Origin of the sequence: uncultured Albimonas sp. (assembly GCF_963977235.1) — a bacterium.
Lineage (GTDB): Bacteria > Pseudomonadota > Alphaproteobacteria > Rhodobacterales > Rhodobacteraceae > Albimonas.
In genome coordinates this window covers 1-11,395 of record NZ_CAXBOD010000095.1, presented here as the reverse complement: position 1 = coordinate 11,395, position 11,395 = coordinate 1, and the positions used below count along the sequence as shown (strand labels likewise).

The following is an 11,395-nucleotide window of genomic DNA, read 5'->3' as shown; positions in this document are numbered from 1 at the left end:
CAGGGAGCCGCCGCGCGACGCGCCCGCCCGGGCCCGGCGTTCGGCCCGCGGCGGCGGTCGGGCCGGGCGCCCGGCGCGACCGCCGCCCGGGGCGGAGCGCGCGCGTGACCGACTGGATCCTCTCTGTCGAGGGCACGCCCGAGGCCGGGCGCATCGCCCTGACGCTGGCCCTGGTCTCGGCGCTCGCCCACGCGATCTTCGGCGCCCTGCAGAAGTCGCGCTACGGCCCCTGGGAATCGCGCGGCGCCATCGACCTCTTCGTCTTCGTCATCGCCCTCTTCGGCGCGCTCTTCGTCCTGCCCTGGCCGCAGCCCGAGATCTGGCCGATCCTGCTCGGCGTCTGGGTGATCCACACGATCTACAAGTGCGTGCAGGCCATGGCCTACCAGCGCGGCGCCTACACCGTGGTCTACCCCGTCGCCCGCGGCACCGCGCCGATCTGCACCGTGATCTTCGCCTCCCTGGCGCTGGGAGAGCGGTTCGCGCCCGGCCAGTGGGCCGGCGTCGCGCTCCTCTCGGGGGGGATCATGGCGCTGTCGGGGCTCAACCTGCGCGGCAGGTCCCTGCAGTCCGAGACGATGCTGGCGGCCCTCGCGCTTGCGCTGCTGACCGGGATCCTGATTGCGGCCTACACCACCTACGACGCCTGGGGCATCCGCCAGTCGGCCGACCCGCTGGTGTTCCTCGCCTGGTTCTTCGTGGCCGACGGCTGGACCTTCCCGATCCTCGCGGCCCGCCGCCGCGCCCGCATGGCGCCGCAGGACCGGCTACCCCTGCCGCCCCTCCTGCTGCGCGGCTTCATCGGCGCGCTGATCGCCTTCGTCTCGTTCGGCGCCGTGATGCTGGCGACCCGCCTCGACAAGGTCGGCGAGGCGGTGGCGATGCGCGAGACCTCGGTGATCTTCGCGGCCCTGATCGGCTGGGCGGTCCTGCGCGAGCCCGTCGGCCCCGCCCGCGCCGGCCTGATGGCCGTCATCGCCGCCGGCGCCGCGCTGGTCCAGATCGCCGCCTGAGGCGCGCCGCGCCCCCTGCCCTGCCTGCGCCTTCCCCCGCGCCTCCCGGCATCGTGAGAGCGTCGGGCTGGACCGCGCCCGTCCGCCGGACGACCTTTCCTGCACCCGAACCGGACAGGGAGACCCGCCATGCCCGCCTCCAGCCTCCGCCCCGTCCTCGCCGCGACGCTCGCGCTTGCGCTCGCGCTGCCCGCGCTCGCCCATCACGGCTGGCGCTGGACCAGCGGCGAGAACATCGAGCTGACCGGCGTGATCGCAGAGGCCCGGCTCGGCAATCCCCACGGCGTCCTCACCGTGCAGGCCGAGGACGAGACCTGGACCGTCGAGGTCGGCCAGCCCTGGCGCAACGCGCGCGCCGGCCTGAGCGAGGCCATGCTCGCCCCCGGCGTCGAGGCCACCTTCATCGGCGAGCCCTCCGCGAACATCGAGGACCGCCGCCTGAAGGCCGAGCGCATCCGCATCGAGGGCAGGATGCACGAGCTCTACCCCGAGCGCTCCTGACCCGCGGCCGAGCGGATGTGGGACTGGCTCGCCGCCCTGCCGCCCGCCGAGGCGATGCGCAGCGGCCGCTGGCTCTATGCCTGGGTCAGCGCGGCGCATGTGCTGGGGATCGCCCTGCTGGTCGGCGCGATCGCGCCGCTCGACCTGCGGCTGCTGGGGCTGAGACGGGATCTGCCGCTGGCGCCGCTGGCGGCGCTGCTGGTTCCCGCGGCGGCGACGGGGCTGGCGCTGGCGCTCGTCTCGGGGGCGCTCCTGTTCCTCGCCGCGCCCGGCGACTACGGCGCGCGGCCGCTGTTCCTGGCCAAGCTGGGGCTGGTCGCGCTCGGCGCAGGGTCCGCGCTGGCGCTGCACCTGGGGCCCGGCCTGGCGCGGGCCGCGCCGGGGCGCCTGCGGCTCGCCGGCGCGATCTCGCTGGGCTGCTGGCTGCCGGCGCTGGCGGCGGGGCGGATGCTGGCCTTCGTCGACTGAAGCCCCGCCTGCAAGGCCCCGCCTGCGCGCGGCTTGCGCAGGCGCCCCCCTCAACGACGCGGCCGGCGCTGGTTGCGCCGGCCGCTTCCCCGGGCCCGCGTCGTGCGGGAGTGGGTGCGAGGGATGCCGCCAGGACGCGGCCCGGGGTTTGCGCAGGCGCCGCTCTCAGCCCTTGGGCAGCAGCACCGTGTCGATGACATGGATCACGCCGTTCGACTGCTCGACGTCGGCGATGGTGACCGAGGCGATGTCGCCGCGCTCGTCCTCGATCATGATCGTGCCCTCGTTGTTCCAGGCCTTCAGCGTGCAGCCGCCCAGCGTGGGCACCGGGTGCACGCCGCCGTCGTCCGCGATCATCCCCTTGATCGCGGTCGACATCGCCTTGGCCGAGACCACGTGGCAGGCGAGGATCTTCTGCAGCTTCGCCTTGTTGGCGGGCTCGAGCAGGGTCGCGACCGTGCCCGCGGGCAGCGCCTCGAAGGCGGCGTCGGTGGGGGCGAAGACGGTGAACGGGCCCTCGCCCGACAGCGTCTCGACCAGGCCCGCGGCCTTCACCGCGGCGACCAGCGTCTCGTGGTCCTGCGAGTTCACGGCGTTCTGGACGATGGTCTTGTCGGCATACATGGGCGCGCCCCCGACCATCGGGTTGTCGCCGGCCATGTCGCTCGAGGCGAAGGCGGCGGCGGCCATCGAGGCGGCGGTGGCGAAGACGGTCAGCGCGGCGGCGCGGCGAATGTCGGTCATGAAACCTCTCCTGCTGGGTGCTGGCCCCGTCGTGCAGGGCCGGTCGAGAAGAGCTACGCGCCGCGAATGGAATGGTTTCCCGCTCACGCACGCGTGATGAGCGACAGGGCGGCGGGTCGCGCGTGCGGGATCCTCAGGGCTGGACGCCGCCCGCCAGGAACCCGATCCCCGCCTTCTTCAGACGCTCGGTCACGTCCTGGCGGCGCTGTTCGTTGGGGCGGGCGTTGGTGATCGCGAGGCGGATGTCGAAATGCGCCATCAGCCGGGCCAGCCGCGGGCCGTGGCGGTCGAGGTCGAAGGTCTCGGGCGAGAACTGGCCGCGCACCGCCGCGGCCGCCTCGCGCAGGCGGCGGGGGACGTCGGCGATCACCGGGTCGACCTCGACGCCCGCGTCGCGCAGCGCCCGGATCTGCAGGTCGAGCGCGTCGGCGTCCTCGCTCATGTTGGCCGCGAGGTTGCGGGTCAGGGCGCCCACCTCGTCGATCTCGGTCCGCCCGCGCCGCACCGACCAGGCCTTGTCGTCGACATAGAGGATCTGCCCGCTCTCGCGGTTCACCCCCAGCAGGTCCGAGCCGGGGGCGTTGGGCTCGTTGCGGGTGGCGTGGGGGCCGCGGTCGGGGTCGGGCTCCTGCGCCCATTTCAGCACCGCGAAGGGGGCCTCGACCGGGTGCGTGTCGCCCTCGATGGGCACGCCGAAGGTCTGGAAGGCGCTTTCCACCTCCGAGACCCGCGGCAGCTGCGTGCGGCGCTGGTGGCCGCGCACATAGCCCAGGAACCCCTGCGCGGTGATCCCGCGGGGGGTCTCGCCCGCCTCCAGCCCGCGGTTGTGGGCGGCGACATGGTCGCGATAGGCCCGCCATTGCGACAGCAGGTCCCATTCGCCCGCAGGGTCGAGGGGCATGGTCGCGTAGGCGAAACGGCGAAGCTGCTCGGCCTCGGGGTGATCGAGGGCGCGCAGCAGTTCGGCCTTGCCCTCGACCTCGAGCGCGGGGTCGGCGAGGCGGTCGCGCGCGGCGGCGAGCACGGGGGCCTCGGCCGCGGCCATCTCGTCGCGCCGGTGGCGGCCGTAGCCATAGCGCTGCGTCCGCCCGTCGAGCTGCGCGGAGGGGTCGTCGTAGAGCCGCGCGTCGGCGGCCAGCATCGCCTCGGCCTCCTCGGCGCCCAGGCCATGCGCGGCCCAGCGCGCGAGGCGCGCCTCGGCCTCGCGGCGGATATCGGCGTCGGGGGCCTCGGGGCGGTCGTCGCGGCCGCGGGCGACGAGCACCTCGCGCAGGGCCTCGACCTGGTCATGGGAGAGGCGCGCGCCCAGCGGCTCGGCCAGGCGGTCGGCCAGCCGCTCGCGCGCCAGCAGGCGGCCGTCGTGGGTCTCGGACAGCAGCATCCGGCGCATCTGGTCGCCGCCGACCAGCAGAAGTTCGTCGAGGCGCCGGGCGGCGGCGGGGCCCATGCGGGTCTCGATCATCTCGCGGACCCGGGCGATGGCGGCCTCGCCCGCCGCCGGCGCGGGGGCCTGTGCGGGGGGCTCGGCGCCCGGCTCCGCCGGCGCGGGGCGGGCGTCGGCCGTCCAGTCGATTTCAGCGAAGGCGCGGTCGACGGGCGACAGCGCGGCCGCCTCGGTGTCGGCCAGCGCCCGGGCGATCATCGGCGGCAGGTCCTGGGAAGGCGCGGGCCTCGCGGGGCGGGCGGCGGCGGCCTCTGCGGCCTGCGTCGCCGCCAGCGCCTCGCGGATGGCGGGCGGGATCGCCTCGGTCTGGTCCAGCGCCTCGCGCGCCAGGGGGGAGAGGTCGTCGTCCCGCGCGCGGGGCGAGCCGCTTGAGCCCTCGCCGGCGGGGGAACGCGGCAGGTCGGGGGGCAGCGGCGCCTCGCGCGCGTGGGGGTCGGGGCCGGCCTCGAGCGCCCGGCTGACCCGCCGCGCGGCGCGGGCCGAGCGGATCATCACCTGGTCCCCGGTTCCGGTGCCCGTGGTGCCGAGCCCGCCCAGGTCCCCCACCACCACGTCGGGGTCGAGGTCGTGGTCCCGCAGGAACGCGTTGAACGCGTCCGCCCGGTCGCCGTTCAGGCTGATGTGGACCCAGTGCGAGGGATAGGCCGCCGGACCCGCGATGGCCGCGTCGATCTGGGCGCGGGTCATCGCCGAGCCCTGCGGCATCAGCGGGCGGCCGAGGAACGCGATCCACAGCTCGCGGTGGGCGCCGCCGGGGCGCACGTCGACGACCGAGCCGAGCTCCGACAGCGGCAGGCGGGCGCGCATCACCTCCGGCTCGACGGCGTGGAGCGGGTCGGCGGCCTCGCGCCCCTCGCCCGCCGCCCGCCCGCGTCCGTTGCGCGCGGTGCGCTCGGCATAGGCGAGGCCGTCGGCCTCGGTGCGGGCCATGTAGAAGCCCTGGCCGAAATCCTGCTCGGCCTCCGCCCCCGCGGTGTGGTCGACACCGCCGCGCCGGATCGCGCCCGCGTGGCCCGAGTGGGTGCCGTGCAGCAGGGTCTGGGCGGGGCCTTCGGCGAAGGCGGTGGGCATGGCCCGCCCGGTCGTCGCCATGAACCAGCGGGCGTAGGCGTCGAGGCTTTCGAACGCATGCGCCTCGGTGCGGCCCGAGCGGGGGTCGTGGAACTCCACCCGGAAGCGGGCCTCGGCGCTGTCGGGATCGTAGGCGAAGCGGGTCGAGGGCTCGAGCTCGCCGCCCACGTTGATCTCCGAGACGCGGGGGCCGCCGCCCGCGGCGCGGCTTTCGCCCATCAGCACCCCGAAGTCGCCGTCCGCGCCCGAGGGCAGGCGGTGGGCGCCCAGCCGGCCGTCTGTGGGATCCACGCCGGGCTGGTGGTGGGCCTCGAGCTCCCAGCGGCCGGCGTCGGCGTCGAGCAGCTCCTTCCAGCGCTGGGCCATGCCGGCGGCGGCGGGGCCGGCGAGCCCTTCGTCCCCGGCGCCGACCGAGACCACCCGCGCCTCGCCCTGCACGACGATGTACTCGCCGGTCTGGACGTTGCGATAGATCGCGGCCTCGCGCGTGGAGTCGTCGCCGATGCTGTTGCGATACATCGTCAGGTGATCGTCGAGGCTGGTCGCGTCCGCGGACTGCATGACCGTGCCCTCGGGCATCGGGTCCCCGGTGGGCAGCGGCCGCGGCGGGCCGCCCATCGACTCGGGCAGCGGCGGCGGGCGGGGGCCGCGGGCGGGACCCTCGCCGCCGGGCAGGCGCGGGGCGGCGGGCGCCTCTGCCGGCGCGGGGGCCGGGGTCTCGGCCCGCGCACGAGGGGCCGGGGTCTCGGCCTGTGGACGAGGGGGCGGGGCGGCGTCGGGATCCGGGCCGGGGATGCGGACCGGGGCGACCTCCTCGGGGCTCAGGCCCAGCTCGAGGCCCACGCTGACCGCGTCCAGCGTCTCGGCCAGTTCCCGCGCCTCGGAGGTCGAGGGGCCGCGCGCCTCCGCCGGCCGGGGCGGGGCCGCGCCGTCGTCCGGGGCCGGGCGGCGCGAGGGCGCGTCGGGACCCTCGGCGGGGCGGCGTGCGGGCCCCTCGGCCTCGGGGGGCGCCGAGGGACCCGAGGGCGAGGGCCGGCGCCGCGGCACGATCCGGCGCCCCTGCATGGCCCGCGCGAGGCCGCTGTCGTCCCCGGCCCTCTCGGCATGGGACTCGGCCCAGCCCTGAAGCGTGTTCTGCGCGCCCGCCTGCAGCACCGCGGTCACCGAGTCGTGGAAGCTGCCCACGTCCTTGCCCCGCGAATGGTCATAGGCCCGCTCGAACGCCGCCGAGCCGGCGCCGCTCGTCCCCGAGCCCAGGCCCTTGATCATCGCCTGCGCGCCGCGCCCGAACCGCTCGGCCCCCGTTCCCGCCACCCGCGACCCCGCGGCCGCGGAGAACGGCCGCATCGCCCCGGCCGAGAGCCCCCCCGAAAGGAACCCGCGCAGCATGGAATGGGTGAACTCCTCGCCAAAGCGCCCCTCCTCCCAGGCCTTGTCGTCCATCAGCGCCTGCCCGCCCGAGCCCATCGCCCCCGAGATCCCCCCCACCAGCACCTCGTCCATCAACCCCAGCGAGCCCGCGAACCGCCCCCCCTGCGAGGTCACGAACCGCTCGAGCGCCTTCTCCCCCACCGAGAGCCGACCCGAGAGCGCCTTGACCGCCGCGCCGCCCCCGCGCATCCCCGCGCCCACCGCCGCGCCCGCCCCGGCGGTGGCGGCCTGGACCACGGTCATGGCGAAATCCCGGGCCATCTCCTCGTGCCCGTAGCGGTTGCCCTTGATCGCGGCGTTGACCCCCATCGCGGCCACGCCCGCCCCCATCGTCACCAGCACCGGCAGCCAGATCGAGGCCGCCGCCCCCCCGGTCAGCGCCGTGGTCGCCACCGCCGCGGTCAGCACGATCGCGGTCGAGATCACGTTGGCGACGCTGTCGACGGCCTGCTTGTAGCCCTCGGCCGCCCCCTTCGCCCCGATCATCGCCTGGGCGAGCGCGGTGGCGTCGGTGCCGGGTGGGGGCGCGAACTCCCCCTTCTCGTTGAAATTGCCCAGCGTCTGCGTGCCGCCGTCGCCGTCGGGGATGCGCAGGCGGCCGTGGGCGTCGAAGTCCCCCTCCTCGACGCCGGCCGCCTCCATCAACGCGCGGTAGTTCGCGCCCAGCCGCTCATACTGCTCGCCCCCCGCGCTGGGTCCGAACAGGGAGCTGTCGGCCGATTCCCGCTGCTGGCGGGCGGTGAGGGCCGCGGCCTCCATCCGCTCGCGGTCGTTGCGGGGCACGCCGAGGCTGAGCACCTCGAGCTCGTTGGCCGTGTCGCCCGAGGTCTCGGAGTCCCAGAAATTCCCCTCCTCGAACAGCCCGATCCGCTCATGGAGCGGCGGGCCCCCGGGGTGGGCGGCGTTGTAGGCGCGGGTGGCCGCGTCCACCTGCTCGCGCGACATCGAGCGGAACTGGGCCCTGAGCACCTCGTCGCGGGTGCCGGCGCCGTCCATGGCGTAGTTGAAGGCCGCGACCGCCACCGCGGGGTCGTGCAGGTCGCCGGTGGCCATCGCGCGCAGATATTCCCCGCGCGAGGGGTCGTCGGTCCCCTGCGCCAGGCTCTCGCCCAGCTCCTCGCGGATCTCGCGCGGGTCGCGGTCGGGGGCGTCGGGGCCGTTGCGGTAGAGGTTCAGCAGGCGGAAGGTGTAGTCGCGCCGGGCCCGCGCCTCGACCGCCTTGTCGCGCGCCTCGGCCACCGCCTGGGGGTCCAGCGGGTTGGCGAGCCCCGCGTTCAGTTCGGGATCGTCGAGCGCCTGGCGCACCCGCTCGTCCTTGGCGCCGCCGGCGCGGCTGTCCTCGACCAGCAGGGTGGCGGCGCGGACCTCGGGGCTGTCGTGGGGGTGTTCGGCGAGGTTGCGGATCAGCAGCCGCTGCTCGTCGCGCACCCGGTCGACGCGCCGCTCGTAGTTCCCCCCGCCATGGGGGCCGCCGGTCTGCTGGTAGTAGACCACGTCGCGCGTGGCGTAGGCGATCAGCGCCTCGCGCCCGGTCAGGGCGTTTCCATCGGCGTCGCGCTGGGGGGGGGCGGCGTCGCCGGCCGCGGTCAGCACCTCCTGCCAGGCGGCCTCGCGGCGGGCGTCGGTTTCGGCCTGGGTGTCGAACTCGGTCGCTCCGGCCAGCGCCGATCCCCCCGCCGCCCCCTGCGCAGCGCGCATCAGGTCGACCGTCGCGTCCGCCCGCCGGTCGCCCCGCTGGCGCGCGTGCTCGGCCATGCGGTCCTGCAGGCGCAGCCCCTCGGCCTGGTTGACCTCGCCCTCGATCAGCAGGTCGAAGACCGCGCGGTCCTCGGCGTTCAGGTCGTCGGCGACGTCCGAGAGCAGGCCCGAGGCCTCGGCGCTTTCCTCGAAGGCGGCCATCTGCACGGGGTCGAGGGATTTCATCACCTCGTCCACCCGCTCGGAGTCGTTCCACAGCACCACCGCGGCCTCCAGCTCCTGGCGGACCGCGTCCTGGGGGCGTCCGTCGAGCCAGGCCATGGCGGCGGCGATGTTGCGCCGGATGGTGGCGCCGGTGTGCAGGCCGTTCCACATCTCGCGCCGGATGCGGGCGCGCAGGTCGCCCGAATGCTCCGCCTCGACCGCCGCGCCGCGCCTTGCGGTCAGGCCGCGCAGGGGACGCAGAATGGTCTCGCCGTCCGGGAACACCGGGGCGAAGGCGGAATAGAGGTCGTTGTAGCGCTGCGCGACGTTCGAGGTAACGGTGTCCCGCCCCTGGGCGATGCGCGCCGCGACCGGGGCGTCGCCGGTCTTGGCGTTCTCGCCCGTGGCGCGCGCGCGCGTGGCGAAGACGGTGGGCGCCTCGATCGTGGCCGCCGGCTGCGCGGGCCCGGCGGGGAGGGTCTGGCCGCCCTCCGCCCCGCCCCCGCCCTGCGAGGGCTCCTCGGTCCAGGCGGACTGAAGGGTCGCCCAGGCCGCGCGCAGGTCGGCCTCGAGCGCGCGCAGCATGGCGTTGAAGGCGGCCGTCGGCTCCTGGGGGTAGTCGTTGAGCACCGCCGCGACCGGGTCGGCCATGCGGCGCACGCCGGGGCGCGAGGCTTCGGCCGCCTCGCTCAGCCCCGCCGAGGTTTCGGCGCCCGTGGCCGCCATCGCCTCGGCGGCGCGCGAGGCCGCCTCGGCGAGCCCCGCCGCCGCGGCCGAGGCCTGGGCGCGGGCGCGGTCCAGCGCCCCGGTCGCGCCGCGGTCGAGGCCGCCGGTCTGTTCATGCACCTTGCGCGCGGCGGTCTGCGCGGCGGCCGTGGCGCTTTCGCGCACGATGCGGGCGAAGACGTCGGGGGGCTGGTTGCGGTTGGCCAGCAGGCTCTCGCGCAGCATCCGCAGGGTGGCGGGCTGCGCCTCGGCCAGTCCCCGGCGCGCCTCCAGCGCGCCCTCGCCCGCGGCTTCGAGCGAGGCGGCCTGCGCCTGCGCCGCCTCCTGCGCGGTCGCGATCAGCCCCTCGCGCTGGGCCGCGTGCTGGGCGGCCAGCGCCTCGCGCGCGTCGGAGGCGGCCTCGCGCAGGCTGCGCTTGAGGCGCTTTTCGGCCGTCTCCAGCCCGCCGAGCGCCGAGGTCTCCTGCCGGGTCACGTCGGCGGGGCCGCGGGTGCGAAACCCGCTCAGCAGGGCGTCGAACGGGGCCAGCGCGGCGATCAGGTCCTGCTGAAGCCGCATGCCCGCGTTGGTCAGGCGCGCGGCGTGGGCGTCGCGGTCGAGGCCCATCTTCTCGGCCCGCGTCTCGGCGACGGGGGGCACGCGGGTCTGCAGCACCTCGTCGACCGCGCCGCGCATCGCGACCCCCTCGACATCGCCGGGCCAGGGGGGGGCGGGCGCCTCGGCCAGCGCGCCCAGCGCGCCCTGCCCGTCGTCGCCGGTGCGGGTGATCTCCTCGCCGCGCTCGACGGCCCAGGTCTCCATCCGGGCGCCTTCGTCGCGCTCGGTCCGGGTGGCCTCGTCCACCGCCTCGGCGCGGTCCCTTAGCACATCGCGCACATGCCGGGCGGCGCCCGCGATGCGCCGGCGCCCCGCGGCCGCGATGCGTCCCGCGAGCGCCCGGGCCGCCGTCTCGCCCGCGTCCACCTCGGCGAGCGCGGCGTCGAGCCCCCGGTCGGTCCGGGTCAGGGCCGCGTCGAGCGCGCCCTGGCGGCGATCGGCGAGCGTGCCGGCCAGCGCCCGGAAGCGGGCCTGGTCGGCCGAGGCGTCGGCCTCGATCCGCGCGTGCAGGCGGGCGAGCTGCGCGGCCGCCTGCTCCCACGCCCGGGCGGGGTCGCCCTCGCGGCGTTCGGCCTGCGCGGCCTCGGCGCCGTCCTGCTCCCGCGGCCGGGTGTTGGGCTCGACGTCGAGCCGCCGGGGGGCGTCGAAGCCGGGGACCGAGGCGTCGAGCTGGATGGGATGGCGCGGCAGGGGGACGCCCCCCCGCCCGGCCTCGACCAGCATCTCGCCGCCCGCCGCCTCGCCGCCGCGGCCTTCTCGCCCGCGCCCCCTCCGGCCTGCGCGCCGGCGTCCGGGAGGAGGCGAGGGCGCCCCGGCCTGCGCGGCGTTCGCCTCTCCCCCGGCCGGCTCTCCCTCTGCCGGCGCCTCGAGGCCGCCGGCCTGCGCATCGTCCTGCGGGGCGGCGTCGGCGCCCGTCTCGCGCCCGTCCGCCTCCGCGCGCTCGGGCCGCTCGCCCGCAGCGGGGTCGAGGTCCGTCGCAGCCCCCTCCCCCGCGCCGGCGAGGCGGGCCGCGCCCGGCGCCTGCAAGGTCTGGTCGAGCGTCCGGCCCCGCCCCGTCGGCGCCGGGCCGCGGTCGGGACCGGACACGCGCAGCGGCGCCCGCTCCCGCGCCTCCCGCCCCGCGGCGCGGCGGGCGAGCGTCTCGGGCGAGGTCTCGGGCGGGGCGCCAGCGCCCTCCGGCTGGCGCAGGTAGGCCGGGCGCGAGGGCGCGGCCCCCGCCCCCCCCAGGCCGGCGTCGAGCGTGTCGGCCAGCTGCGCGTCGAGCCGCGCATCCATCCCCGCCGCCTCTCGCCCGGGCCGGGCGCGCGCCTCGAGCCGCGCCTCGAGCGCCGCGGCGCCTTGCAGGCGGGGGACGGCCTCCTCACGGCCGCGCATGAGGAGGGGGGCGCGGCTCATCCCCCGCCCGCCTCCCGCGGCGGCGCGGGCGGTCCCTCTCCCCCCTTCCGCGCGGCCCCGCGCCCCTCAGGCGCGGGGGCCCGGGGCGTCCCGTCCCCGTCCC

Annotated in this window: 5 protein-coding genes; 3 read left to right on the top strand and 2 right to left on the bottom strand. The window is 76.9% G+C overall.

Annotation, left to right across the window (positions count from 1 at the left end; translation table 11 throughout):
* Window positions 1-104: 104 nt before the first annotated feature.
* The 3 genes from AAC134_RS22580 (at window position 105) to AAC134_RS22570 (ending at window position 1,982) form a co-directional block, all read left to right on the top strand.
* Complete coding sequence (locus AAC134_RS22580) at window positions 105-1,013, top strand: EamA family transporter (protein ID WP_339951844.1); 909 nt, start codon at window positions 105-107, stop codon at window positions 1,011-1,013.
* A gap of 129 nt (window positions 1,014-1,142) precedes the next feature.
* Complete coding sequence (locus tag AAC134_RS22575; protein ID WP_339951842.1) at window positions 1,143-1,514, top strand: DUF6152 family protein; 372 nt, start codon at window positions 1,143-1,145, stop codon at window positions 1,512-1,514.
* Window positions 1,515-1,529: 15 nt separating this feature from the next.
* Window positions 1,530-1,982, top strand: coding sequence for a DUF2214 domain-containing protein (locus AAC134_RS22570; protein WP_339951840.1), 453 nt, complete (start codon window positions 1,530-1,532; stop codon window positions 1,980-1,982).
* 165 nt (window positions 1,983-2,147) lie between these two features.
* Here the strand turns inward: AAC134_RS22570 and AAC134_RS22565 are convergent, their stop codons facing one another.
* Together AAC134_RS22565 and AAC134_RS22560 are read right to left on the bottom strand one after the other, a co-directional pair.
* Window positions 2,148-2,726 (bottom strand): fasciclin domain-containing protein, encoded by a 579-nt coding sequence (locus tag AAC134_RS22565; protein WP_339951838.1) that lies wholly within the window; start codon window positions 2,724-2,726, stop codon window positions 2,148-2,150.
* A 133-nt stretch (window positions 2,727-2,859) separates the two neighbouring features.
* Window positions 2,860-11,292 carry a hypothetical protein gene (locus AAC134_RS22560; protein WP_339951836.1) on the bottom strand — a complete coding sequence of 2,811 codons (8,433 nt, stop codon included), beginning with the start codon at window positions 11,290-11,292 and terminating at the stop codon, window positions 2,860-2,862.
* Window positions 11,293-11,395 lie beyond the last annotated feature (103 nt).

Excerpts from the sequence above, each read along its gene's own strand:
- AAC134_RS22575 (WP_339951842.1), top strand. The coding sequence starts at position 1,143 with ATGCCCGCCTCCAGCCTCCGCCCCGTCCTCGCCGCGACGCTCGCGCTT.
- AAC134_RS22570 (WP_339951840.1), top strand. The coding sequence starts at position 1,530 with ATGTGGGACTGGCTCGCCGCCCTGCCGCCCGCCGAGGCGATGCGCAGC.
- AAC134_RS22565 (WP_339951838.1), bottom strand. The coding sequence starts at position 2,726 with ATGACCGACATTCGCCGCGCCGCCGCGCTGACCGTCTTCGCCACCGCC.
- AAC134_RS22560 (WP_339951836.1), bottom strand. The coding sequence starts at position 11,292 with ATGAGCCGCGCCCCCCTCCTCATGCGCGGCCGTGAGGAGGCCGTCCCC.